Origin of the sequence: Pseudomonas viridiflava (assembly GCF_001642795.1) — a bacterium.
GTDB lineage: Bacteria > Pseudomonadota > Gammaproteobacteria > Pseudomonadales > Pseudomonadaceae > Aquipseudomonas > Aquipseudomonas viridiflava.
In genome coordinates this window covers 187,234-211,376 of the sequence record NZ_LKEH01000017.1, presented here as the reverse complement: position 1 = coordinate 211,376, position 24,143 = coordinate 187,234, and the positions used below count along the sequence as shown (strand labels likewise).

22 protein-coding genes are annotated in these 24,143 nt (G+C 59.8%); 12 read left to right on the top strand and 10 right to left on the bottom strand.

The window, feature by feature from the left end; translation table 11 throughout:
- The first annotated feature begins 118 nt into the window (after positions 1-118).
- Positions 119-1,942 (top strand): sensor domain-containing diguanylate cyclase, encoded by a 1,824-nt coding sequence (locus AO065_RS02130; protein WP_122551933.1) that lies wholly within the window; start codon positions 119-121, stop codon positions 1,940-1,942.
- A gap of 16 nt (positions 1,943-1,958) precedes the next feature.
- Here AO065_RS02130 and AO065_RS02125 read toward each other — a convergent pair whose 3' ends face one another.
- From AO065_RS02125 to AO065_RS02110, 4 genes are all read right to left on the bottom strand, one after another.
- Complete coding sequence (locus AO065_RS02125) at positions 1,959-3,284, bottom strand: sensor histidine kinase (protein ID WP_032652086.1); 1,326 nt, start codon at positions 3,282-3,284, stop codon at positions 1,959-1,961.
- Positions 3,281-3,982, bottom strand: coding sequence for a response regulator transcription factor (locus tag AO065_RS02120; protein ID WP_004886324.1), 702 nt, complete (start codon positions 3,980-3,982; stop codon positions 3,281-3,283). The genes AO065_RS02125 and AO065_RS02120 overlap by 4 nt, the downstream gene beginning before the upstream one ends.
- 48 nt (positions 3,983-4,030) lie before the next feature.
- Entirely contained in the window at positions 4,031-4,810 is a 780-nt protein-coding gene (locus tag AO065_RS02115) for a MipA/OmpV family protein (RefSeq protein ID WP_004886327.1), read from the bottom strand.
- 100 nt (positions 4,811-4,910) lie between these two features.
- Complete coding sequence (locus AO065_RS02110) at positions 4,911-5,549, bottom strand: TetR/AcrR family transcriptional regulator (RefSeq protein ID WP_032652088.1); 639 nt, start codon at positions 5,547-5,549, stop codon at positions 4,911-4,913.
- A 95-nt stretch (positions 5,550-5,644) separates the two neighbouring features.
- On the opposite strand from AO065_RS02110, the gene AO065_RS02105 reads away from it, so the two are divergent.
- The 4 genes from AO065_RS02105 to AO065_RS02090 all read left to right on the top strand — a co-directional run bounded on the left by AO065_RS02105 (position 5,645) and on the right by AO065_RS02090 (position 12,145).
- Positions 5,645-6,373, top strand: coding sequence for a nitroreductase (locus tag AO065_RS02105; protein WP_004886332.1), 729 nt, complete (start codon positions 5,645-5,647; stop codon positions 6,371-6,373).
- A gap of 92 nt (positions 6,374-6,465) precedes the next feature.
- The gene (locus AO065_RS02100; protein ID WP_198430952.1) at positions 6,466-7,977 is read left to right on the top strand and encodes an efflux transporter outer membrane subunit; all 1,512 of its coding nucleotides are present in this window, start codon (positions 6,466-6,468) and stop codon (positions 7,975-7,977) included.
- Positions 7,970-9,061, top strand: coding sequence for an efflux RND transporter periplasmic adaptor subunit (locus AO065_RS02095; RefSeq protein ID WP_004886336.1), 1,092 nt, complete (start codon positions 7,970-7,972; stop codon positions 9,059-9,061). Before AO065_RS02100 ends, AO065_RS02095 begins: the two co-directional genes overlap by 8 nt.
- A gap of 3 nt (positions 9,062-9,064) precedes the next feature.
- Positions 9,065-12,145, top strand: a complete 3,081-nt coding sequence (locus tag AO065_RS02090; protein ID WP_032652107.1) for an efflux RND transporter permease subunit — start codon at positions 9,065-9,067, stop codon at positions 12,143-12,145.
- Here AO065_RS02090 and AO065_RS02085 read toward each other — a convergent pair.
- The 3 genes from AO065_RS02085 to AO065_RS26920 all read right to left on the bottom strand — a co-directional run bounded on the left by AO065_RS02085 (position 12,135) and on the right by AO065_RS26920 (position 14,640).
- Positions 12,135-13,451: an APC family permease gene (locus AO065_RS02085; RefSeq protein ID WP_004886340.1), complete on the bottom strand. Its 1,317-nt coding sequence runs from the start codon at positions 13,449-13,451 to the stop codon at positions 12,135-12,137. The two genes, AO065_RS02090 and AO065_RS02085, sit on opposite strands and share 11 nt — an antisense overlap.
- Before the next feature lie 103 nt (positions 13,452-13,554).
- Positions 13,555-14,418 (bottom strand): MBL fold metallo-hydrolase, encoded by an 864-nt coding sequence (locus tag AO065_RS02080; RefSeq protein ID WP_004886343.1) that lies wholly within the window; start codon positions 14,416-14,418, stop codon positions 13,555-13,557.
- A 45-nt stretch (positions 14,419-14,463) separates the two neighbouring features.
- A complete protein-coding gene (locus AO065_RS26920) occupies positions 14,464-14,640 on the bottom strand; it encodes a hypothetical protein (RefSeq protein WP_155500426.1) in 177 nt (58 codons plus the stop codon).
- A gap of 209 nt (positions 14,641-14,849) precedes the next feature.
- Here AO065_RS26920 and AO065_RS02075 point away from each other — a divergent pair, with 209 nt between their 5' ends.
- The 6 genes from AO065_RS02075 (at position 14,850) to AO065_RS02055 (ending at position 18,133) form a co-directional block, all read left to right on the top strand.
- Positions 14,850-15,395 (top strand): hypothetical protein, encoded by a 546-nt coding sequence (locus AO065_RS02075; protein WP_032652093.1) that lies wholly within the window; start codon positions 14,850-14,852, stop codon positions 15,393-15,395.
- A 57-nt stretch (positions 15,396-15,452) separates the two neighbouring features.
- Complete coding sequence (locus AO065_RS02070) at positions 15,453-15,695, top strand: hypothetical protein (protein ID WP_004886345.1); 243 nt, start codon at positions 15,453-15,455, stop codon at positions 15,693-15,695.
- A 123-nt stretch (positions 15,696-15,818) separates the two neighbouring features.
- Positions 15,819-16,688, top strand: a complete 870-nt coding sequence (locus AO065_RS02065; RefSeq protein ID WP_004886347.1) for a CAP domain-containing protein — start codon at positions 15,819-15,821, stop codon at positions 16,686-16,688.
- Positions 16,689-16,827: 139 nt separating this feature from the next.
- Positions 16,828-16,977 (top strand): hypothetical protein, encoded by a 150-nt coding sequence (locus AO065_RS27245; protein ID WP_004886349.1) that lies wholly within the window; start codon positions 16,828-16,830, stop codon positions 16,975-16,977.
- 5 nt (positions 16,978-16,982) lie between these two features.
- Positions 16,983-17,414 carry an HhH-GDP family DNA glycosylase gene (locus tag AO065_RS02060; protein WP_004886351.1) on the top strand — a complete coding sequence of 144 codons (432 nt, stop codon included), beginning with the start codon at positions 16,983-16,985 and terminating at the stop codon, positions 17,412-17,414.
- Positions 17,411-18,133: a DUF72 domain-containing protein gene (locus AO065_RS02055; RefSeq protein WP_004886353.1), complete on the top strand. Its 723-nt coding sequence runs from the start codon at positions 17,411-17,413 to the stop codon at positions 18,131-18,133. The genes AO065_RS02060 and AO065_RS02055 overlap by 4 nt, the downstream gene beginning before the upstream one ends.
- Before the next feature lie 264 nt (positions 18,134-18,397).
- Here the strand turns inward: AO065_RS02055 and AO065_RS02050 are convergent, their stop codons facing one another.
- Positions 18,398-18,640, bottom strand: a complete 243-nt coding sequence (locus AO065_RS02050; protein WP_004886354.1) for a hypothetical protein — start codon at positions 18,638-18,640, stop codon at positions 18,398-18,400.
- A 92-nt stretch (positions 18,641-18,732) separates the two neighbouring features.
- The gene (locus AO065_RS02045) at positions 18,733-19,605 is read right to left on the bottom strand and encodes a LysR family transcriptional regulator (RefSeq protein WP_004886356.1); all 873 of its coding nucleotides are present in this window, start codon (positions 19,603-19,605) and stop codon (positions 18,733-18,735) included.
- A 134-nt stretch (positions 19,606-19,739) separates the two neighbouring features.
- Here AO065_RS02045 and AO065_RS02040 point away from each other — a divergent pair, with 134 nt between their 5' ends.
- Positions 19,740-20,165, top strand: a complete 426-nt coding sequence (locus AO065_RS02040; protein ID WP_004886358.1) for a VOC family protein — start codon at positions 19,740-19,742, stop codon at positions 20,163-20,165.
- A 61-nt stretch (positions 20,166-20,226) separates the two neighbouring features.
- Here AO065_RS02040 and AO065_RS02035 read toward each other — a convergent pair whose 3' ends face one another.
- Positions 20,227-23,706, bottom strand: coding sequence for a hypothetical protein (locus AO065_RS02035; RefSeq protein ID WP_004886361.1), 3,480 nt, complete (start codon positions 23,704-23,706; stop codon positions 20,227-20,229).
- Positions 23,707-24,143: the final 437 nt, after the last annotated feature.

The following is a 24,143-nucleotide window of genomic DNA, read 5'->3' as shown; positions in this document are numbered from 1 at the left end:
ATCAGCGCCAGGACTCAGCCTTCACCCACGTCGCGATCTGCGGTGTTCATGCCATCGCGCTACAAAAGCACATCAATACCGCTGCCTCTCCGGATAGCCAGATGACTTGTGTATAACGATGAGTGCTCTGCGTGGGTATGCCGCCCGCGACGCTCTGCGTCCGCTCTCGAATGTGGCGCAGATGTTTGCCCAAGCTCCGGCGTTATGTACATCATCTCGCTATATTCCCGAGCGACTACTAAGATCCATGCCACATGCTGCTCTTCAGTCACGGCAGTTCATGGCAGATTGGTCGTTTTGGATATTCAGCGGGCAGTTGTCTCGCCGTTTGGATGTTCATTGCACGCAAGTCATCTGTTGCATCAACAGTGCTGGCTATATCGCTGGATGCGTTATGTCGATGCCTGATGTTTCTGCGCAACGTCATTCGACAGTCAAAAGACTGGTCGCGTGTTTCGTTGTGATTGTGATCGTTTCAATTCTCTCCGTATTCGTCTGGGTGAGTTGGCAAAGTTACGACCAGCACATTCGTGAAGGTGAGGGCAATGTCGCCAACCTGGCGCGAGCCGCCGCCCAGCATGCAGAGGATGCGGTCAGGGAAATCGATGCGGTTTCCGCCGGTGTACTCGAGCGAATCGAGTGGTATGGGATCGATTCCATGGACAAGGAGCGGCTGCGTACTGTCTTCAAGAAGCGCTCGGACCTGATGCCGCAGATTCATGGCTTCTTCGTGTACGACAAGGATGGAAACTGGCTGCTTACCGACAAGGATTCGATTCCTGTGTCAGCCAACAACGCGGACCGGGATTATTTCATCTACCACAGGGCTCATCCCGGCGACCGGGAGATGCATGTCAGCAAGGTCGTCAAGAGTCGCTCGACCGGTGATTATGTCGTGCCTCTTTCCAGGCGAATCAATAACCCCGACGGCAGTTTTGCGGGCGTATTTCTGGTCACGATGTCCATTGAGTACTTCAACCAGTATTACGCGGGCTTCCATCTGGACGACAACGGCATTTTCCTGATCTCACTTGATGACGGCACAATTCTCACGCGTCGACCTTTCTTCGAAAACCTTATCGGTGCAAGTGTCGCGAAGGGGAATGTGTTCATGGATCACTTGCCCTATGCCAGATCAGGTATTGCGCATATCAAATCCGTGATCGATAACATGGAAAGAATCAACGGATACGTGAGTATCGATCACTATCCTCTGGTGGTTCAGGCCGGCATGTCGAAGGATGGAATTCTGACGCCCTGGCATCATCAGCTGTATACCTCTCTGGCCTTTGTCAGTCTGGTCACCCTCGGGATTCTGGTCTTTGCGTACGCGCTCATGCGACAGATAAGGATCGGTCACGCCCTGCAAACGCAGCTGGAAGGCACTCAAGTTATCCTGCAGAAAATGGCGGCTGAAGACAGTCTGACCGGACTGCTCAACAGAAGAAGCCTGGATGAGCTGTTGCCCGTCGAGCTTGAACGGGCGCAGAAGAGCAGAACCCGAATCAGCCTGCTCATGCTGGATATCGATCACTTCAAGTCCTACAACGATCTTTACGGTCATCCTGCGGGCGATGCCTGCATCAAGGCGGTTGCGGGTGCCCTGCAGGCGGCGGTCCGGCGGCCGCAGGACCTGGCGGTTCGTTATGGCGGGGAAGAGTTCACCGCTCTGCTGCCCAACACTGACCGCGAGGGTGCCATGCGCATCGCCCAGGAGATCCGCAGCCAGCTGGAGTCGCTTCACATCGAGCATGCGGGAAACGCCACGGGAGCGGTCACTGTCAGCATCGGCGCCATGACGGTAGACAACGCAGCCGGCATGACGCCGCAGGCCATGCTCAAGTCCGCCGATAATTCACTTTACGAAGCCAAGCATCTTGGTCGTAATCAGGTGTGCTTCGCGACCACCTTTGATACGTCCGGCACCGACGCCTTGGCATGAGTCCGGATTGCAACCATTAAGCGTGCGTTTTTTCGCCGATTTCAGGCAATGGGCTGAAGTCCAGGCGGGCGCAGGTACCCAGCGTCGGCATCGATTCCAGGGTCAGGCGCCAGTGAAAACGATCACAGATACGTCGCACCAGGAATAACCCCAATCCTTTTCCGGTCCCCGCTTTGGTCGACTGTCTGACCATGGTCAGGTAGCGCCGGGACGCTTCGGCCGTGTCGAAGCCCTCGCCTGAATCGGTCACGCTGACAATGCCGTCCTTGAGCCTTACTGCAATGGTGCCGTCGTAGGTGTTCTCGGCGGCATTGCGCAGCAGGTTGCCAATAGCGATGCGCAGCATGGCTTCCGGGGCGGGCACGGTCAGGGTTTCATGGATGTGGATGGAGAACCGGACCGGTTTACCGTCCAGCAGGTGTTCATGATCCTTGACCAGCGCGGGCAACAGGCGGTCCAGTTCGATGGGGTCGTCCGCCTTGGCGACCTTCGGCTCGCGGGAAAGAAAGAGCAGGGCGACCATGATCTCCGTGAGGTTTTCCACCGTGGCGCGCATGCGTTGCAAAGGCGGCGTGGCAGTGGCTGGCAGCGTTTGCCGGTCCAGCACATCCAGCGCGCCGCTGATCACGGCAATCGGCGTGCGGAATTCATGGCTGGCCTGATCCAGCAGGCTGCGCTCGCGTGCCATGAATTGCTCGACCCGCTCCAGATGCGCATTGATGCCGCTGGCGATCTCCTGAAGTTCTTGCTGAACGTAGTGCACCGGCAGGCGCTGCGCAGGTCGTTCCGGATCAAGTTGTTTCATGCGATGGGCCAGTTCCTGAACCGGGCGACGCATGCGCACGTACAGCCAGGCAATCGCACAAATGATTAGCACCAGATTCAATAGCAGGTACAGGGCCCCGATCAGCGCAATCCTGTTCTGCTGGTGCTCCAGATCGCTGATGTCGATGGCGGCGATCATGCGTCCGGATTCGAGCGCTGTGACCAGTACGGCATAATCCGAATCGCCGGGAAACCAGAGGCCGTTGTCCAGATCGCCTTCGCTGTAAAAACCCGGCGCAAGCGCAGTGAGTTCTGCAGGCATGTCAGGTGCAGGCCGGCCGCTCGTGAGTGTCCAGACCCTGATTCTGCCCATGTCCTGTGCAGCGGGCGGCGAAGGTGACTTCAGCGCGCTTTGCGTCGCGGTTTCCAGCAGCTCTTTCCAGACTGGATGGTCGATGAGGTCCTGACTCATGGAGGCTTGAGTCGCCAGACCGGCCGTCATCAGCAGACCGAAACCGACCAGAATCAGACTGATCAGCCGGTGCAGGCTGCCGCGGCTGCCGAAGAAGTCGGTCATGAAAGCACGCACAGACGAAAGCCGACACCCGATACCGTGTGCAACAGCCGGTTCCCGGCCGCGCAATCGCTGTCGATGGTCCTTCTGAGCAAATGCATGTGCGAGCGCAGCAGATCGCCGTCCGGCACTCGATCTCCCCACACCAGCGCCTCAAGCTGGGGCCGCGTGACAACGTCGGGCGAGTTGCGCATCAGCACCTCCAAGAGGGTTCGTCTTATGGGCGAGAAGGGCAACTGCTTTCCCGCTCGCGTGATGGTCTGCGTGCCCAGATCGAACCTCAGATCGCCTACCTCCAGCGTCTGTCGCACATTGGCACGTGGCTGACTGCGCGCCGCCAGCACCCGTAGACGGATTTCAAGTTCAGGCAGTGCCAGAGGCTTGACGATGTAATCGTCCGCCCCGGATTCGAAGCCTTCCAGTTTGTCTTCCAACTGATCTTTGGCCGTCAGCAGCATCACCGGAATTGAGCTACCCATCTCATGACGAAGGTGGTGCAGCAGTGCGATGCCGCCCATGCGAGGCATCATCCAGTCCAGCACGATCACATCGTAGGTGTTCTCCAGCAGCAGGCGCATGGCGGCCTTGCCGTCAGGCGCTGCATCGGGCGTGTGTCCGCAGGCCTCCAGGTAATCGAACATGTTGGCCGCCAGGGCCAGATTGTCTTCGACGATTAACACGCTCAGTGAACGCTCGATCATGAGGGGCTGGAACTCTGCTGTATCGTTGATGATTCAGTCTGACAGGCATCAGAACTTGCGTGAAATACCGATGAACATTGATGTCGAGCTGTTGGTTCCATCCTCCACCAGCGGGCTGTCGGCAAGTTCGTCAGGGAGGCTGGTGTAGCGGATATTGCCGGACACTTCCCACTGTTTGCCGATGGGTTGAGAGAAGCCCAGACCAATGTAGGAAACGTTGGCGCTCCCTGGCCGGTAGCGTGTTATGCCGCGCTCCTGTTCCTTGCTCAGGGTGCCGAAGTAGTAATCGACCAGATTGGCGGACATGTGCGTGGCGCCGATATGAGGCTTGAAGCGCGTTTCGCCCCAACGGATCGGATACGCGTATTCAAGGTTCATCGAGTAGCCATCGCTGGTACCGCTGATGTCTGATTTCGCGACCAGCTCGAGTTGCCCGCCGCTGCCCCGCAGACTGGCTGCAAGACCGGCGTCGAAGCCATTGTCGCGGTCCTCCAGCAGATCGCGGTCGATGCCATTTCTGGCCAACTCACGGCGACCGAAGTCATCGCGATCAATGCCGTCCATGTTCAGAGACACGATGGCATCCAGGGAAAATACGCCGGTATCCACCAGATGATAGCCGCCGGTTATGCCGTGCAGAAAAAAGCTGTCGCTGTCGTACTTGATCAGCGGCAGCGGATTGACCTGCGTACCCGCTCCGGCATAAGGGCTTTCGTTGATGGCTGCGCCAAGACCAAGGCTCAGGCTCGACTGCTCGGCGAACGCAGCCTCGAAAGGCAACATGGGAAAGGTGAGGGCGGCGATGGCGGATACGGACAGTCTTTTCATCACAATCAGTTCTCGAGGGGTGAGCTTCAGTTGCAGATGAGTGTGGAGGTGACGCTGTCGTTTCCGTGTCGCGGCGGCGCAACGTGACCTGGCCCGATCTTCAGCCATCGGCGCCTGGTTCAGGGGCGGGCCTGTGCAGATAGTTTTCAATCAGGGTAACCACTTCTGGAACGAAGTCGGGTCGTGCGAGGAGTGCAGGCCGGTCGGCGGTGACGGTGTGGATGATTGCGTGGGCTGCAACGCCCATCAGATAGATTGACAGGTCCGGGTCGGGCACATTCTTCATGAGCGGCGTCAGCACTTCTGCAAAGCGCCGTTGCAGCGTATCTCTATCGGTATCCAATCGTCGCACCGTCAGTGGCAGTTCCTCATGAATGGCCTTGTGCACGGCAGGTGCAACGCGATGCTCGGCGACGAGCATCTCGACGATCATGGTCAGGGCACCTCGAAGCGTGGGCGACTCTGGCAGGTCTTGCAATACGTCCACCAGATCGGTGCGCGTGGCGGCAACGTGTCGTCGTTGCAACTCGGCAATAATCGCCTCCTTGTTCGGAAAGAACTGATACAGCGAGCCGATGTTGACACCCGCACGTTCGGCAATCGCATTAGTGGTGAGGCCATCCCAGCCGACTTTGGTCAAAATGTAAGTCGTTGCTTGAATTATCGCGTCAACGGTCGCACGAGAGCGCGCCTGAGCCGGTGTTTTTCTGGGTTTGACGGATGTTCGGCTTTTGCTCATGGGGCGCTCCGGAACATGAGTTTTTAAAAACTAAGTATTAACTTACGATTTGAGTCGTGAAAACACAACGTTCTTCACGTACCGAGAATCGAATCATGAACACACCTGATCCCGTACTTGCGTGGGAAACCTTTCAGGCCGCGAATCGCTTTCGTCGAGCCATCCGGAAATTCAACGCCACCCCTGTTGCCGAAAGTGACGTGCAGGCTCTGCTGGCGGAAGCGGCTTTTGCACCTTCCAGCGGTAACATGCAGCCTTACCAGTTGCACTGGATTCGCGACCCTGTGTTGAAAGCCAACATGGCGGAGGCCTGTAACGGGCAGAAAGCCGCTGCAACGGCAGCCGAACTCATCGTGGTGGTCGCAAGCCCCGCACTGGGCCTGCGTACCGCCAATGCACAGCTTGAGCATGTCGAAGGCTCAACAGGACTGGAGGAAAACTCCAAAGCTTATTACCGCAAGCAAATCGGCATGTTCCAGAAGATTCTTGGAATCGGCTCTTGCGCGCTGTGGTCGCCCTTTGTCGCTTTTGCAGCGCTCCTTCGTCCGACGCTTTCCCTGATTCCCATAGGCCATTTGGGTGGTCGTCAATGGGCGGCACGCAATGCCATCTTCGCGGCACAGACCCTGATGCTCGGTGCCGCCGCAAAAGGTATCGACACCTGCCCCATGGAAGGCTTTTCCGCCTCACAGGTTGCCAGACTCCTGAACATCCCACGTGGCGCCGTGATTCCGCTGGTCATCGCACTCGGCTATCGGTCGGACGACGCCAGGATCGAGACGCGTTGGCGCAACCCGGTATCGGAACTCGTCGTTTCACATTGAACGCGCACGCGTTTCGACCGTTGCCGGATCGGTGTGGCAAGCATTGCGCGTGCCGCTGACGGCTTGATGTGCCTTTACGTTCGGTTACTCAAATGACTTCCAGAATTTTATGTGGCGCGAGCCAGCGCGGACGACGCTCGTCCGCTGATCCATGGTACTGGCCACTGTCGACGTATGCACTGGGCATGGCGATGCTGGTGTCAGGCGGGTGTGCCTTGCAGCCAGCCTATGTGACACCTCCGCTGAGGGCGCAAACCGCCTGGACCGCACAGCATGGCCAGCCTGAAAACCAACGTGCAGGCGTGGAGACTTCGTGGTGGCATCTTCTTCACGATGACGCCATCGACGCTCTGACCAAGGCGGCGTTTGCCGACAACCCGACCCTGATCCAGGCGTTGAGCCGGGTTGAAGAAGCCAGAGCTGACCTGGGCGTCAAAGGGGCTGCCACGATGCCTGCCGTTGACCTGGACGCCAACGTTACCCGGACAAAGAGTCGTAACACCTCGCCGATTCCGTCAGGCGTGACGATGCTGAGTAACTCGGCCTCGGCAGGGCCAGCGTTCATCTGGGAACTTGACTTGTTCGGTCGGATCAGTCAGTCGGTGGAAGCGGCCCGGGATCACCTGGGCGCCCGCACAGCAGATGCCGCTTCAACGCGTCTCACACTGGCTGCCGATGTCGCGAACGACGTGCTGTCGCTGCGTGCCTGCGAGAACTCACGGCGCGTATGGCTCGACGATATCGCCTCGCGGGAGAAAACACTGGCGCTGACCCGACTGCGTCTGAACACCGGGCTTGCCAGCTCGGTTGATGAGGCACGCATCCTCACAGGCCTGGCAAGTTCGCGCACCAGCCTGGCGACCCAGGTCGATCAATGTGCCCGTCAGGTCAATGCGCTGGTGGCGTTGACTGGCCAGAGTTCAGATGTCGTGCGTCGGCATGTCGGTATCACGCAGGCGGGACCCGGCGTAGATCAAGTGTTCATGCCGCGTGCACCCCGTGCGCTGCCCGAGCTGCCTGCCACGGTTCTGGCATCGCACCCCGACGTTGTTTCAGCCGAAAGAGAGGCGGCAGCAGCCTGGGCCGATATCGCAGTGGCCCGCGCTGACCGATTGCCGCGTATCGATCTGGCGGCGGCCCTGAGCGGACAATGGATTCGCGCGGCAGGCTCAAGCCTCGATTTCAACACCTGGTCCATTGGCCCGAGCCTGACCGGTCCGCTCTTCGATGGCGGGGCGGGGGCGGCAAATGTCAGGAGTGCCCAGGCTCGTTACACGCGTGCCACTGCCAATTTGCAGGCCACGGTTCGCACCACGGCCGAGGACGTGGAGAACGCGCTGGCCGAGCAGGCCTCGGCAGCAGCGCGGGTGACCTCGACCCGGGAGGGTGTCGATGCCGCCCATACCACGTTCACTGTCAGTAACGACCAATGGAAAGCCGGAGCGATCAGCCTGTTCGAGCTGGAAGACAGCCGCCGACAGTTCGCCTCGGCACAGGACGCAGAAATCTCCGCCCGGCGCGATCAGGGACAAGCCTGGATCGCGCTCGTCAAAGCCACGGGCGCTGCTATCACCTTGACCCCGGACACCACCTCTCATGAATAAGTTATCGATCCTGGCCTCACTTTTCGGCCGGCGGTCACTGAGCCTGATCGTGCCGTGCGCGATGCTGATCACCGGCGGTGTGCTGTATATGCGCCCGACCGAAGCGACCCCGTCAACCCACCAGCCTGCTCCGGCGCTGACCGTGACCGTCGCCGCAGCAGTCGACACTCGCTGGCCCACGATCATCGAAGCCAGTGGCTCGGTTGCACCCTGGGAAGAGGCCGTCATCGGCGCTCAGGTTGCCAATCTCAGGCTGACGGACTTGCGCGTCAACGTGGGGGATCGTGTGAAGCGCGGGCAGTTGCTCGCCACCTTCGATGCCGATCTGTTGAGCGCCGATGAAGCGCGACTCAAGGCCAACTGGCTACAGGCCGATGCCAACCGCAAGCGTGCATTGCTGTTGAAAGGCACGGGCGGCATGAGCGATCAGGACGTGCTTCAGTATGAAACCCAGGCCGATGTCACTCGAGCTCAATTGACCAGCACGCAGTTGCAATTGCGCTATGCCAGAGTCATTGCGCCTGACGATGGCGTGATCAGCGCACGCAGCGCCACAACTGGCGCTGTTTACGGTAATGGACAGGAGTTATTTCGTCTGATTCGCCAAGGCCGTCTGGAGTGGCGCGGCGAGCTGAATGCGGCACAAATGGCTCAGGTGCAGTCGGGTCAGCACATCGACCTCCAATTGCCTGACGGCACGTCCGCGTCCGCCAGCATCCGCGAGTTGGCCCCCAGTCTGGACAGCCAGACCCGGCTTGGCCTGGCCTATGCTGACATCGATCCCGGCAGCACTGCGCGTGCCGGCATGTACGCCATCGGCAAGGTGAGCCTGGCCGAACGTCCTGCGGTGATCGTCCCGGCGGCCAGCGCGGTGATTCGCGATGGCCGCAGCTACGTGCCGGTACTGCTCGGCGATAACCGCATCAGCCTGCAGGCGGTGACGGTGGGGCGGCGGCAGGACAGCCATGTCGAGATTCGGTCCGGCATTGCCGCAGGAGACAGGGTCGCGGTGCAGGGCGCCGGTTTTCTGAACGATGGCGACCTGGTCAACGTTGCCGCAACACCTGCCCAAGCGGGGGAGTGAATGATGAATTTTGCTACCTGGTCGATCCGCAACCCTATTCCTTCCATCCTGCTTTTCATTCTGCTTTCCCTGGCTGGCGTCATGGGCTTTCGCGCCTTGCCCATCGCCAACATGCCGGATGTCGATCTGCCCACCGTGGTCATCACGCTGACCCAGCCGGGCGCGGCTCCTGCACAACTGGAAACCGAAGTGGCGCGCAAGGTGGAGAACTCGCTGGCTACGCTGTCCGGTATCAAGCACATCACCACGTCCATTGTGGACGGACTGGTTACCATCAATGTCGAGTTCATTCTGGAAAAGCAACTTTCCGATGCGCTGATCGAGACCAAGGATGCAGTAGACCGCGTCAGGTCCGACCTGCCCACCGATCTGGAGCAGCCCTCCATCAGCGCGGTCCGGGTCGGCGGTGACGACGCGACCCTGTTGTACGCGGTAGCCTCGACAAAGATGGATGAGGAAGCGCTTTCCTGGTTTGTGGATGACACCATCAACAAGACGATACTTGGCGTGCCGGGCATCGGTAAGTTCGAGCGGGTCGGGGGCGTGCAGCGTCAGGTACTGGTGGAAGTCGATCCATCGAGCCTCGCCGCACAGGGCGCTACCGCTGCGGAAGTCTCGCGCGCCTTGAAAAACGTCGAACAGGAATCATCCGGCGGGCGAGGGCAGATGGGCAACGCCGAGCAGGCGGTAAGGACCATCGCCACGGTCAGGCAAGCCGCTGAACTGAACCGCTTGCCAGTGGTGCTGGGCAACGGCCGACGCGTCAATCTGGATCAGGTGGCAGTGGTGAAGGATACCTATGCCGATCGTACCCAGATCGCGACGCTCGATGGCAAGCCGGTGGTCGGTTTCCGCTTGTTCCGCGCCAAGGGGTTCGATGAGACCCGCGTCGCCGCTGGCGTGATCAGTGCGCTCGATCAATTGCACGCCGCTGACCCGACGCTTTCCTTTACCAAGGTGTCAGGAACTGTCGACTACACGCACGAGCAGTACGAGGGCTCGATGCACATGCTGTACGAGGGCGCATTGCTGGCGGTTCTGGTGGTCTGGTGGTTTCTGCGCGACTGGCGAGCCACGCTGATCTCCGCCTCGGCATTGCCCTTGTCGGTGCTGCCGACGTTTCTGGTCATGAACTGGCTCGGTTACTCGCTCAATACCCTGACGCTGCTCGCACTGGCGGTCATCGTCGGCATTCTGGTGGACGATGCCATCGTCGAGATCGAGAACATCGAACGGCACAGTCGCATGGGTAAACCCATCAAGCAGGCCGCAGGTGACGCCGTGACGGAAATTGCCCTGGCTGTCATGGCGACCACCATGACCCTGGTGGTGGTGTTCCTGCCTACTGCCATGATGAGCGGCGTTCCCGGTCTTTTCTTCAAGCAGTTCGGCTGGACCGCGGTGGTCGCGGTGCTGTCCTCGCTCCTGGTAGCGCGAATACTCACGCCGATGATGGCGGCCTATCTGCTCAAGACACATCCCGACAAGCAGGAACCGGCGGATGGAGCGCTGATGACGCGCTACCTGGGCGCGGTGCGCTGGTGCCTGAAACATCGTGGCCTGACCCTGGGGGCTACCCTGCTGGTGTTCGTCGCTTCGATAGCGATGGTCCCGCTTCTGGAGACAGGCTTGATTCCGGCGTCCGACAAGGGATATAGCAACATCAATGTGGAACTGCCTCCGGGCAGCAGTCTGGAGGCTACCCGATCGACGGTCGAGGCGGTGAGTCGCGTCATCAAGGACATTCCGGGTATCGAGCATGTGTTCAGTACGGTGGGGGTGGCTCAGTCTGCCGGGCATGGACAAACTCAGGCGGCTGAATTGCGTCGCGCGACCATGACTCTTGTGCTTTCTGACCGTGGTACGCGCGCCGGTCAGACCGATATCGAAAACCGCATACGCGGGGTCTTGCATGGGGTCCCGGGTGCACGGTTCTCGTTGGGCAGCGGCGGTCTTGGCGAGAAGATGGCGTTGATCCTCTCCAGTGATGACCCGGCAGCGCTCAAAGCGACCGCCCAGGCGCTGGAACGTGAGTTGCGGGATGTACCCGGCCTGGCGAACATTACGTCGACCGCGAGTCTGGAGCGTCCGGAAATCGTGGTTCGCCCGGATGCCCGGCAGGCAGCCGAGCGCGGCGTCACCACCGCGACCATCGGTGAGACGGTGCGCATTGCGACCAATGGTGACTTCGATTCGCAGATGGCCAAGCTGAACCTGGATAACCGTCAGATCTCGATACAGGTGCGTATTCCACAAGCCGCGCGGCAGGACCTGGAAACCATTGCCGGTCTCCGGGTGCGTGGTCGGGACGGGCTGGTTCCCTTATCGAGCGTCGCGCAACTGAGCGTAGAAAGTGGCCCGACCCAGATCGACCGGTATGACCGACGGCGCTATGCCAATGTCAGCGCCGATCTGGGGCACATGCCGCTCGGCCAGGCACTGGCCATTGCCCGATCCCTGCCAGCGATCCAGTCCATGCCGTCCAGCGTGAGGCTGATTGAAACAGGCGATGCAGAGATCATGGCCGAATTGATGGAAGGCTTCGGCATGGCCATCATTATTGGTCTGGTTTGCGTCTACGTGGTGCTGGTGCTGCTGTTCAGCGACTTCTTCCAGCCGTTGACCATTCTTTTCGCCATTCCACTGTCGGTAGGTGGCGCCTTTGTCGCTTTGCTGCTCACCCGGGGCATGTTGAGCCTCCCGTCCCTGATCGGTCTGGTGATGCTGATGGGGATCGTCACCAAAAATTCGATTCTGCTGGTCGAGTATTCGGTGATGGGCATCAGGAAGCAGGGCCTTTCAGTGGCAGATGCCCTGATCAATGCCTGCCACAAGCGCGTTCGCCCGATCATCATGACCACCCTTGCGATGATCGCGGGGATGATGCCGATTGCCTTGGGACTGGGGGCTGACGCGAGTTTCCGACAGCCCATGGCCATTGCGGTGATTGGCGGGTTGATGACGTCTACCGCCTTGAGTCTGCTGGTGGTGCCTGTCGCATTCACTTACATCGATGATCTGGAGCGCTTGCTGCACCGCTGGTTCAGCCGCGGAGCCGCTCACCATGGCGAGTCTATTCACTGATGTGTGAAACTGCCTGCGGTCTGCCCAGCCGAGTCAGGCCGTACAACACCGCACCGACCACCAGCATGACCCCGGCCCGCAGCCAGGTTTCCGGCCCTTGCTGAGTCAACAGCAACAGACAGGAGAGTATCCCAAGGACGGGAATCACCCAGTGAACCTGAAAGTGCGCAGGCTCGACCTTGGCCCGCTTGAGCACCAGCACGGCCACATTGACGCTGAGGAATACGAACAGCAACAGCAGCACCACCGTTTCGGCGAGCGTGGTCAGGGTGCTGGTGAACGACAGCGCGATGGCGACCAGGGTGGTGACCAGAATGGCAACGCCGGGTGTGCGTCGATGCGGCAGCACGCTGCCCAGAATCGCAGGCAGCAGACCTTCGCGCGCCATGCCGAACGTCAGGCGGCTGGCCATGATCATTGTCAACAGCGCGCCATTGGCGACCGCGATCAGTGCGATCAAGGCAAACCAGGTTGATGGAATCCCCAGACCCGATGCCTTCACCACGTCCAGCAGCGGCGCCTGCGAGTCCTTCAACTGATCGACCGGCAACACCATGGCCGCGCCCACGCCCACCAGCACATACACAGCACCGGCAATCAGCAATGCTCCGAACAGGGCGCGGGGATAGACCTTGCGTACATCCTTGATTTCCTCGGCCAGGTTGGCGGAGGTTTCGAAACCGACAAAGGAATAGAACGCCAGCAGCGATGCCGCCAGAATGGCCGTTGCAGGGGAGGCCGTGTCCAGTTCGAACACCCGTTGCGGAACGCCCTGACCCTGGCCGACGAACCAGGCTGCAGCGGCGATCACCATCACCAGTCCGCTCAGCTCGATGGTGGTCATCAGCAGGTTGGCCCCCAGCGATTCCTTGATGCCTCGTGCATTCAACAGTCCGACGATAACCAGAAACCCGACACAGACCCATTGCGGTGGCACGCTGATCAGCGCTTGCAGGTAGTCACCGGCGAACGCAACGGCCAGTCCCGCTGCGCTGGTGACGCCTGCCGCGATCATCGAGAAGCCCACGAGAAAGGACAGCAGGGGTTTGCCGAAGGCTTTTTCGGCATACACCGCAGCGCCGCCCGCACGCGGGTACTTGGTGACCAGTTCGGCATAGGACGCTGCCGTCAGCAGGGCAAAACACAGCGCGATCAGCAAGGGCGCCCAGATGGCTCCGCCCACGCGTCCGGCGATGGTGCCTGCCAGCGCATAGACGCCGGCGCCGAGCACGTCGCCAAGGATGAACAGCATCAGCATCGGAGCGGTGATCGCGCGTCGTAGTGACGCTTTTTCGTGACTGGCCATGGGGGAGTGATTCCTTTCGGGGGCTGCGGCGTGTGAGTTTCAGAGCATTGCAGTGACGGTTGGTTCTGACTTTCTGCCAGGTGCACCGATCAGAGGCAACGTCTCAGTCTGCGTCTGCTCTGGAGCGTTGCGCAGATGAATGATCGATGGCCTGCTGAAGTTCGATGGCGTCGTGACTGCAAAAGATGCGCAGGTCGCGTCCCGCTGAAAGCGACAAGTTGCGCAACCGCATCTGATTGGCGACGCGCTCCTTGTGATCGGTGTCCATCATGCGCTGGTAAAAGCGCAGTCCCGGCGTGCAGCTGCGTTCGGCTGAACCGATTTCGCCATGGTAGAAATAGGCATCGCCTGCATGCAGCACCCAACCCTCGGGCGTGCGAATGGCAATGCCTGCGTGCCCAAGGGTATGGCCCCGCAGCGGAACCAGAAGAATGTCGTCATCGCCCGTACCCAGCAGCGTGCGTACAGCGCCAAAGCCATTCCAGCGGTCGCCGTCAGCGTCATACAGTTTCCAGTCATTCACCCTTTGCCATTGCGGAGCGCGAAATCTGCGCGAATCGCGCCAACCGGCGGCGTTGCTGGCCGCGGACATTTCGTCACGCATGACATGTACGCTGGCCTGCGGAAAATCATGCAGACCGCCAGCGTGATCGAAATCCAGATGAGTCAGCACGATATGGCGAACATCTTCGGCACGAAAACCCAGCTGCCGTACCTGATGCAATGCGGTATAGCGCTGCTCCAACTTAATATTGTTGAAGTAGCGAAAGAACCGGCTTAAACGCCTTGAAGGCTGCTCGACATCTTCGGTTCCGAAACCGGTATCCACCAGCACCAGTCCGTCGTTGTCGGTTTCGATCAGCAGACAGTGACAGACCAGTCGCGCGGTCAGTCCTCGGCTGAAGCCGTCGAACAGCGCACCGCCGAGAGGGCACATGCAACCGCAGTTCAGATGATGGATGCGCACGACCGCCTCCTCTCAATTCGAGATACGCTGTTCATGACCTGCGTCTCACTCTTCGTCCCGCCGCTTGCGGCAGCGTTCCAGCAAGCGTCTGCGCGGGGCTTCCGGACGAAGCTCGCGAATGATCACCTTCAAAACCTGCTTCAGCCTGCTGGCGATATCGCTCGTCAGAGAAGGCTTTGTGTCCCGTTTTCCCTCAGTGACCGTTGTGATCAATTCCTTCATTCAGGGCTCCCATGGCTGAAAGTCGACACCGCTTCGGTCTGGCCGGTGCGTGTCTGAAAAATGATCTTGATTCAAACCGGAAATTCAAAGCGATGATCTTCGGCCCTGACAGGCGGTTTCATGAAGTGAAACGTTGGTCATGCAAGGGAGTATTGCTCGGGCGCGTTGTCACAGTTGCGGTATCCGGATGAATCTGTGGAGGCTGGACGTTGAATATTGCATGCCTGGGCTGGGGATCATTGATGTGGGAGCCGGGCGCGCTTCCGTTGGCAGGTGAGTGGTACGGGGACGGTCCCGCGCTGCCGATCGAATTTTCGCGGGTGGCGGATGGAGGCGAGCTGTCCACCGCCATTTGCCTGAACGCACCACCCGTGAAAGTGTGTTGGGCGCTGCTTGCAGTGTCGAGCGTCGAGGAGGCCTGCGCGGCGTTGCGTGAGCGTGAGCAAATCCCTGAAGAGCGGGAAGGCGCTATCGCCAGTCTGCTGGTTTCACGCAAGCCGGTAGGCGTGTTGATGGAATGGGCGTGGGAGCGGCGGATCGATGCCGTTATCTGGACGGCATTGCCGCCCCGGTTCAACGGCATTGAAGGCCGGGTCCCGTCGGTCGAGGATGCGGTGGCTTACCTTTCGGGTCTGACCGGTGAAACGCTACAGCATGCGCGCGACTACATCGAGCAGGTTCCCGAGCAGATCGACACGCCCTATCGTCGGATTATCAGGCGTCAGCTGGGATGGCATCCCGGATCCGCGCTCTGAATTTTTGCGAGCTGTGAGCCGCGAACCTGAAACCTTTGCCGATGAAGGGAGTTGAAAGTGAAGCATGAACGTCATGAGCGGTTTGATGCTGTCTGGGTAACGCTTGAGCGATTGCGCGACGACATTCGAGGCCTTGAGCGCAGCGAGCTGGAGCGGGTGGCGCATTTGCGCGGACATCAGACGGTCGATGATCTGGAGGCGTTGCAGCAGTCGTTCGTCAAGCTGGATCACGCTGTGCTGGACATCGAACAGACACTGGCCAGCCTGGGCGAGGCCACCGGGGAAATCGGAAAACTCTAAGCGGTGGTGCTGTGCTGCCATGAACCATGTGTCAGTTGCACGGTCCTATTCGGGCCCTTAAAAAAGGGCCGCAGTCCGCTGGGCAGTCCCTGCCTTTTACGGCTATTTCCTTCCCCAGAGTCCATGCCCATCATGCGCAAGCACCTCCGTTTTCCATGGCGTGTCCGGCTCTGTCTGATTTCGTTCGCGTCCTTGTTTGCCGCGCCTGCCATGGCCAGCGAAGGGCAGCAGATGGTCCAGAGCATCAATGCCTACCGTGCGCAGCCGCAGCGCTGTGAGTCGCGAACCTCCAAGGTGGCTCGCCCATTGGTGCTGAACGATAGCGTCACGCTGCCCATCGTCTTCAACGGCAGTTCCCGCGATGCGCTCAAGGCTGCGGGCTATCAGGCGGTAACCGTACGCACCATCCGTCTTGCAGGCGCGCAGGACGCCAACGAGGCGGTCGGCATGCTCAAGGCGCGTTACTGCGGCGCGTTGCTGGACGCTCAGTACGCCGATGTCGGCATCACTCGGGAACGAAACGATTGGCGCATCGTGCTGGCCCGTCCCTTGATCGACAGCAAGCTGAGTGACACCCGCTCGGCGGGCAAGCTGCTGCTCGCACAGATCAATGAAGCGCGGTCCAAACCCCGTATGTGCGGCAAACGACCGTTTGCAGCGGCGCAGCCTGTGGTCTGGAATGCGACGCTGGAACTGGCCGCTCAGGGCCACAACCAGTCGATGGCCAGCGAAAACTATTTTCAGCATCGCGGTTTCGATGGCGACTCGCCTGCTGACCGGGCCCGTGCGGCAGGTTACAGCGGCCGACAGATTGGAGAGAACATCGCGGCAGGTCAGAGCACGCCAGGCAAGGCCATGGCCAGTTGGCTGGCAAGCCCCGGGCATTGCGCGAACCTCATGAATCCGATGTTCACCGAGGTGGGCGTGGCGTATGCGACCGGCCCACAGACCGATTATGGCGTTTACTGGACGATGCTGTTCGGTGGGCCTTGATGCCTGGCATCACGACCGTTGGTCGTGCCGTCGAACAGACTGAACAAACCCTGCGTGCGGCCTGATTGTCTGCAAGGGAAGGCGCGTCGTTTCAATCGCCGCAGCCTTTCAATGCAATGAAATGATCAGGAGTATTCACATGAGCAAGCCAGCGATCTGCCTGGGTTTTTTCTGTCTGTTGGCCCTGCACGGCTGCTTCGACAATTCGGGTAACGAGACCAAGAACAACACCGACGGCAGCAAGTCCTCGGTACAGATGCAGCAGGGCAAGTCCGAGCAGAGCAAGTAATCGCCATGAGCCAGTCCGTGACCGCCTCTGACCTGCAGATCGACTTCAGCGCGGACAAGGAGAAATCCCTGTTCAAGTGGCTGATCGCCAGTTTTCTGATGGGCAAAAGGATTCAGGCCCAAATTGCCTGCGAAGCCTACCGGGTGATCGTTGAGCACAAGGGTCGTGACACACCCCGCAAGCTGGCGAGCTGCACGCATCGCGAACTGGTCGACATGCTGGGGCAGGCTCATTATGTGCGCTATGACGAGTCCACTGCCGAACGGCTGCTGGCACTGGCCAGCAAGCTGAACGAGGAATACGGCGGCAAGCTTCTCAATGTTCACGAAGCCAGTGATGGCAGGGCGGATTTCGAGAAGCGCCTGCTGGCATTCGAGGGAGTCGGCCCCAAGACAGTGGAGATATTCATGCGCGAGGCTGGCAGGGTGCTGTATTGAGCGCGTTCCTTATCGGCTGCGCGGGCTGGAGCCTGGCGCGTCAATACTGGCCCGTATTTCCTGATGAAGGCACCCATCTGCAGCGTTATGCGGCACGCTTCAATGCGGTGGAGATCAACAGCTCGTTCTATCGTCCTCATCGTCCAGAGACCTATGCGCGCTGGGCCGAGTCGGTGCCTGAAGGCTTTCGCTTTTCCGTGAAGTTGCCCAGGACCATCAGTCATGAATTGCGTCTGCATGATTGCGAAAGCCTGTTGAGGGTCTTTCTCGAGCAGTGCATGCAACTGGGTGACAAGCTGGGTTGCCTGTTGATTCAGCTGCCTCCGTCGTTTCGCTATGACGCCGATATCGCGCAACGCTTTTTTGCGTTATTGCGTGAGTGCTATACCGGGCATGCGGTGCTCGAGCCGCGCCACGAGTCCTGGCTGCAGGCACAGCCGCTGCTGGTCGAGCAGCGTATCGGACAGGTTGCCGCTGACCCGTCACCCGTGTCAGGTGGTGACGTTCCAGCGGGCTGGGAAGGTTTGCGCTATTGGCGGTTGCATGGCTCGCCGCAGATCTACCACAGTCCGTATGGTGCAGATCGGTTGGCGACGATTGCCGAGCAGTTACGCCGATCCGAGCAGGAGGGCGCAGCGACCTGGTGCCTGTTCGACAATACCGCCAGCGGTGCGGCGGTGGGGGATGCGTTGGGGCTGCAAGAGCTGCTCACGGACTGATTTGCCAGCGTGCTTCTCTTGCGTACGTCGGGACGCAGAGCGTCCTGAGCGGCATTCCCACGCAGAGCGTGGGAACGATCATGGTGGAGCCGACAAATAGTGATCGTTCCCATGCTCGGCGCTCCTCGTTATGCGCAAGCCGGCCTCGACACTGATCGTACCTACGCTCCGCGTGGGTATGCCGCCCGTGACGCTCTGCGTCACAAATGGCAAAGACTGCGGGGCAGTGAGCTAGCCGCGTGTTTCAAGTCACGTTTGCGCCCCTCACTCCCGCCCTGCAAGCTTGTCTTCGACCTCGCGGTTCTTTTCCTTGAGGGTCTCGGCGTCCTGCTCCTTTTCGCGGTTGGAGGTCGGGGTGATGATCTTGTCGACGCCTTCGGCAGGTGAGTCCTGATTGTCAATGTCCTTGCGCACGACCTCGACAGGTTCGCCGGACTGGTCGACGGTGGGGGTGTAGGGCTGGTCTTCTGACGCCTTGTCCTGAGGTCTTGCGTGGTCATTACTCATGTGGGTTCCTCGTTGATGGCTGTCTTCCTTGGAGAGGACGACGAAACGGCGAGTTCGATCTTTTTCACCGTGATCTGCCTGACAGCTGTCAGTCACTGAGCCGTAGAAGGTCGTTGCAGCAGGTCGATCAGGGTAATAGTCGGTTCATTCAGGCTTGGCCGGTCGCGGTGCACCAGGCCCACGTCTCGATGAAAGGTCCGCTCGCCAAGGTCCAGCGCCCGGATGCCTTCAGGCCAGGGATGGTGGCTGGCCGTCTGCGGTATCAGCGCCACGCCCAGGCCACGGGCGACCAGTTTGATGATGGCCTCCAGCTCATCCAGCTCGCAGACTTCCCGGACGCTGAACGGCATCTGGCGCAGGAAACGATCCACCTGCCGGCCACCAAACGAAGAGCGGTCATAGCGAATCAGGGGTTGTGAGGAGAGCAATTGCATCCAGTCATCGCCCGGTATCTCGGCAGGCACGATCAGGCGGTAGGGTTCCTGCGCAAGACTGGTCCAGCGCAGATCGCTTTGCAGCGAGAAGGGCGGTCGGATAATCGCCGCCAGATCGATTTCGCCGGCATCCACCTGATTGACCAGATTCATGGAAACGCCCGGAATCACTCGCGTCCGGCACTGCGGCCATGAGCGATGAAAGGCCGCCAGCGCGTCCGGCAGTAATGAGCACTGCATGGAGGCGATGGCACCGATGGTGAGGTGCAGCACGGCGGGCTGACCGGCAGGAGACGAGCCCAGATTGTGATAGAGCCGAATCAGCTCCTGCGCCTGTAGCAGGGTCTGATGCCCCATGCGATTCAACTGCGCCGAACGGCCCTTGCGCTCGAATAGCGCAAAGCCCAGTTCGGCCTCCAGACGCTGCATCTGCGCGCTGACCGCCGCTTGGGTCAGCCCGATCCGGTTGCCCGCCGCAGCAAAGGTTCCGGCCTGTGCAACGGCTACCAGGGTCTTGAGCTCGCGAATCATTGATAAATCCCTTTTGTGTATTCGAGAAATATATATTGATTTTAGTGTTGAGTCCTCGCGCATATGATTGACCCGGCGTTATCCAGAAGGACGCGCCGACGTCCCGCCCAACAGACCTGACCCCGGAGCCTGCAATGAGCCTTTCACCTTTTCATCTGGCGATACCTGTTTATGACCTGGCTGCCGCGCGCAGTTTTTACGGCGAAGTGTTCGGCCTGGCTGAAGGTCGTTCCAGCGAGCAGTGGGTAGACTTCGATTTCTACGGGCACCAGTTGGTAATCCACCAACACCCGAAGACGTCTTCGCAGGAACACGTTCACAGCAATGCGGTGGACGGTCACGATGTGCCGGTTCCGCATTTCGGCATCATCCTGCACTGGGAACAGTGGGAAGCGTTGGCCGAGCGCCTGAGGTCGCTGGGGACGCAGTTCGTGATCGAACCTTACATCCGCTTCAAAGGGCAGGTCGGCGAGCAGGCCACCATGTTCCTGTTCGATCCGTGCGGCAATGCGCTGGAGTTCAAGGCGTTCAAGGACATGAGTCAGCTGTTCGCCAAGTGAAGGGCAGAAAGCCGCTTCCAGGGAAGCGGCTTTCGGGTTGTAACCATGGCTGAAAGGCTGATCAGACCTTCGAGCCGCCCCAGCGTGGCGCGTTCCTCAGGTCGTCACGTTGCTGGGTATCCGGCGACTTGTGCGGTTCGCCGTACTCCACGTGCAACGTTTCATCCAGTCGGTTGCTGGACGAGCCTTTTTTCTGCGGCGTTTCGTCGAAGTGCTCCCACTCGGCGCGCTGGAAACGGAAGAGGCTGTCGTCTTCAGGCGCTTCGCGTTCGCGATAATGGTGAATCGAGTAATGCGCGTATTCCACCTTGTCGCCCCAGTCGGCCTGCAACAGGCCATCGGCGGCCAGATCCCGATACCAGTCGTTTTCCTTCTCGGACGCTTTCTGCTTCTTGTTGTGGTCGACGAAGTAACCGATGATCCCGCCCACCACGGCGATAACCACCCCGACCAGAAAGAACGGCCCGGCCAGCGCGGTAGCGGCTGCTCCACCCGCGCCAACCAGCGCTGCGGTGCCCAGCACCCCGGCAGACGCGCCGAATGCACCGCCCGCGATCTGCAAGCCTCCCGCGGCCTGAGCCAGCTTGTCACCGGACTTGACCCCGTCCTTGATGGTGAAGGCACCAAGTACGATGTCGGCAAAACCGCCCGCCAGGTCAGTCGCCGGTCCCAATACTTTCACCACCGAGCCCGCAATCTTGGCCGAGACACCGGGCTTGAGTTTGACCTCGCTGTCCAGACGCTGGGAAATACCCTCCATTGCCTTGTGCTCGGCCTGCGCATTGCCGGTCAGGTCGCCGATGAGGTCCATGCGCTGGTTGTCAGGGATGTCCAGCGCAGTACGGATCTCGGCGAGCCGCTCGGCACTCAGGCCACTGGGGCTGACTTCGACCTTGGGCGGCTTCATGTCCGACTTGCCCCAGATTTCCGGTACGGTCTTGTCCAGACCCAGCAGGTCGACCAGGCCACCTTTGCCCATCAGGTCACCCACCTTGTCGGCCAGTTTGACGAAATGGCTCGCGCCGCCGGCAAAACTGATGAAGTCCTTGGCAATGCTCAGACGCTGGAGAGGCGTTTCGCCCAGTTTTCCACCTTGACCCACCATTTGATAAATGGCCGAGAACAGTGAAACCCCCGCAGCCACCGAGCCCATCACGCCCTTGCTGTTGAGGGTGTTGAAGATTTCACCCAGTTTGCCGCGGTCGGCAACCGGGATGTAGGGCTTGGACAGGGCGGTCTTGATGTCGGCTTCGCTCACCGAGCCTTTTTCCTGGTAAGCCTTGCCGACTTCCTTGAGCGCCTTGGCGATGTCCTCGGTCTTGGCGTTGCCGACGACGCCTTCCTGGATGAATTTCTCGAACGTGGGCTGCAGGTGGCGGGGCAGGTCGACCAGAATGCCCTTCAGCTCGCCCTTGAGCAGGCCGAACAGGTCCTTGGTGGCCAGTGCGTTGTTTTCGTCACTGATCTTCGACGGGTCGGCAACCAGGTCATTGAGGTCACTGGTGAGGCCATCGGCCTGGATCGACTGCGCCGCCTTGCTCGCTGCCTCGGGGTCGACCAGTGCCAGCGATGACAGGGTGTCGCTCAGGTCTTTCTGGGCTTCCTGTCCAAGGCCCTGCGCCTTGAGGTCCTTGAGGTACAGCACGTAATCGGGATTGGCCGTCAGGTCGATCAGCTTTTGCTTGATGGCGTCCTTGTCGGGCACCTTGCCCAGCGCGTCGGTCATCTTGGTCTGGTAATCCTGCTGCACGGTCGGATCCGAGAACAGCGTCGTCAGTTGTTCCTGCAGCTTGCCGCCATCGATGATGTCGTGCATGTCCGCCGAACTTAGTTGAGTCTGCTTGCTGTCGAACTCCCGCCATGTACCACCAAAGGCGCCCTGGGCTTCTTCATAGCCGGTCAGGCCACGGCCGTTGTCGTAGGCGGCCTGTGCTTCGATGGCTCTCACCAGCTTGGCGCGCGGATCATCCTTGGGGATTTCCCCCTTCTTGACGCCTTCGCGGTACTGATCCAGCAGCTCTTTGGTGGCCAGTTCGCCGACATTCAGCTCGGGAGAGTTTTCATCGTCCTTGTCAGCCTTGACCCCGGTTTTCTGGCCCATCAGGTCCAGTTCGGCAGCGGGAGGCAGGTTGTGGCGGGTGCGCGTCTCACCGATATTGCCCGTACCCAGCTCGTTCCATTTCGCAACGACATCGTCATACAGCTGAGGACTTTGATCCTTGGATACGATGAACTTGTCATCACCGTTGGCGAACCGGATCAGGCCATCGCCCAGCTCATCCGGCGAGCCAATCACAATGTCCTTGTTTTTCAGGAAGTCGTTCGGGCCAGCCAGTTTGTAGCCTTCCGCTTCACTACTGTGAATCTTCGCCCAGGTATCGTTGAGCGTGCTGACCTTTTCGAACAACTCGGGCGTCAAGGATTCGGAGACGACGATTCGCTCACCCGCCTGATTCTTGTAGCTTATCTGGCTGCCTTCCTGGCCGGTGACCCAGTTGAACTCGGTGATGTCGCCCAGTTTCGGGATCGGGGTATTACCGTCGGCCAGAATTTGCCCCTCATTGACGGCTGTTTCCAGTGCTTTCCTTTTCTCCGGATCGGACACGACGGTTCGCAAGGCTGACAGGTACTCGAACAGTTTCGGGTTATCGTCCCGCGCCACCACGACCTTTTCGCCATTGTGTTCATAACGGATGGTGCCTGGACCCGCTTCGTCCAGCGGGCCGACCGTGGTGCCGAACACGGGCGGCCACACTTCGTTGTCACCCGCCCTGCGATAGCCTTCGCCTTCGCTCTTGCTCAAACCGGTCAGGCTCGTGAATGCGTCCTTCGCGGCCTTGTACAGCTCAGGGTTGTCACGCTCTGCCACGACGATCTTGTTGCCTTCGCGGTCCACGTAGCGCATGACTCCGGGACCGACTTCATCCACCGGCCCGACCACGGCGAAGTCACCCAGTTTTTCGGGTGGTTTCTCATCCGCTCCTGCCACGCGATAGCCTTCACGCTGGCTGCTGCCCACGCCAGACAGGGCCTTGAAGTCAGACGCTACCTGTTTGAACAGTTCAGGGCTCTGCTGCCGCGACACAATGACCTTGCTGCCATCGGCGGCCTCATAACGAATGAGCCCCGGCCCGCTTTCGTCCGGCGGACCGATACGTGAATAGCCGCTCAGCGTTTCGGGTGCCGCCGCGTCAGCGTTGGCCAGCGCGTAGCCAGCCTCGACGCTGGCCTTGAAACCGGCCACGCGCGGCTGGTCTTCGACCACCTGTTGGTAGAGCGCCGGGCTCGTGGATTTGCTGACCAGCACGTGGTCGCCATCCTGTGTGACGTAGCGCACCGTGTCGGCCGCAACCGTGCCTGGCTTTTCAATGGAGGTGTAGTCAGTCAGCGCCGGCGCTTTATCGTTGGCGCCAGCCGGTCGGTACTGAGTGCCATTGCGGTTACTGGTCTGCAGCAACTGTGTGAAACGGGCCTTGGCATTGAAGCCTGGCGTTGCCGAGGGAAGAGGGCCGGGTGTCTGACCTATCGAGGGTGTCGACATACCATATGACTCCTGTTGTAACGGTTGGACTTCGTCTCGAAACGGACCGCGCGTTGCCTCGCCAAGAGGCACAGGCCAGTCTCGGCCTTTCGGGCGACATACACTTGCGAGCGTGAGCGGGTCATTGAATTGTGCCGTGGTTTAGTGGCGGCCAATTGCGATAGTGCAGGGTGTTACTTGCATGACACTAACATTGCTGCGTGACATATAAGGGTTGCGAAGTGCTTTTTCACAACATTTCACAACCGGCTTGAAAGCGCCCTGGGGCACGGCACGTCTGTCTCTGTGCCGCACGCGTTGAGCTGCCGGCGTCTGATATAAAGTTCACTGTTCCGAAAAATATAATTGCTGTTGATAAATATCATTTTGATATTACTTGTCCGATATCTTTCGTTTATACCTGTTTTCGCAAATTCACAACGTTTCACAGCACAGTC

Coding starts and splice junctions, on each gene's coding strand:
- AO065_RS02110 (WP_032652088.1), bottom strand. CDS start 5,549: ATGAGCAAAAGCCGAACATCCGTCAAACCCAGAAAAACACCGGCTCAG.
- AO065_RS02115 (WP_004886327.1), bottom strand. CDS start 4,810: ATGAAAAGACTGTCCGTATCCGCCATCGCCGCCCTCACCTTTCCCATG.
- AO065_RS02035 (WP_004886361.1), bottom strand. CDS start 23,706: ATGTCGACACCCTCGATAGGTCAGACACCCGGCCCTCTTCCCTCGGCA.
- AO065_RS02090 (WP_032652107.1), top strand. CDS start 9,065: ATGAATTTTGCTACCTGGTCGATCCGCAACCCTATTCCTTCCATCCTG.
- AO065_RS02130 (WP_122551933.1), top strand. CDS start 119: ATGAGTGCTCTGCGTGGGTATGCCGCCCGCGACGCTCTGCGTCCGCTC.
- AO065_RS02065 (WP_004886347.1), top strand. CDS start 15,819: ATGCCCATCATGCGCAAGCACCTCCGTTTTCCATGGCGTGTCCGGCTC.
- AO065_RS02060 (WP_004886351.1), top strand. CDS start 16,983: ATGAGCCAGTCCGTGACCGCCTCTGACCTGCAGATCGACTTCAGCGCG.
- AO065_RS02085 (WP_004886340.1), bottom strand. CDS start 13,451: ATGGCCAGTCACGAAAAAGCGTCACTACGACGCGCGATCACCGCTCCG.
- AO065_RS02120 (WP_004886324.1), bottom strand. CDS start 3,982: ATGATCGAGCGTTCACTGAGCGTGTTAATCGTCGAAGACAATCTGGCC.
- AO065_RS02050 (WP_004886354.1), bottom strand. CDS start 18,640: ATGAGTAATGACCACGCAAGACCTCAGGACAAGGCGTCAGAAGACCAG.
- AO065_RS02100 (WP_198430952.1), top strand. CDS start 6,466: ATGACTTCCAGAATTTTATGTGGCGCGAGCCAGCGCGGACGACGCTCG.
- AO065_RS26920 (WP_155500426.1), bottom strand. CDS start 14,640: ATGAAGGAATTGATCACAACGGTCACTGAGGGAAAACGGGACACAAAG.
- AO065_RS02105 (WP_004886332.1), top strand. CDS start 5,645: ATGAACACACCTGATCCCGTACTTGCGTGGGAAACCTTTCAGGCCGCG.
- AO065_RS02045 (WP_004886356.1), bottom strand. CDS start 19,605: ATGATTCGCGAGCTCAAGACCCTGGTAGCCGTTGCACAGGCCGGAACC.
- AO065_RS02040 (WP_004886358.1), top strand. CDS start 19,740: ATGAGCCTTTCACCTTTTCATCTGGCGATACCTGTTTATGACCTGGCT.
- AO065_RS27245 (WP_004886349.1), top strand. CDS start 16,828: ATGAGCAAGCCAGCGATCTGCCTGGGTTTTTTCTGTCTGTTGGCCCTG.
- AO065_RS02095 (WP_004886336.1), top strand. CDS start 7,970: ATGAATAAGTTATCGATCCTGGCCTCACTTTTCGGCCGGCGGTCACTG.
- AO065_RS02125 (WP_032652086.1), bottom strand. CDS start 3,284: ATGACCGACTTCTTCGGCAGCCGCGGCAGCCTGCACCGGCTGATCAGT.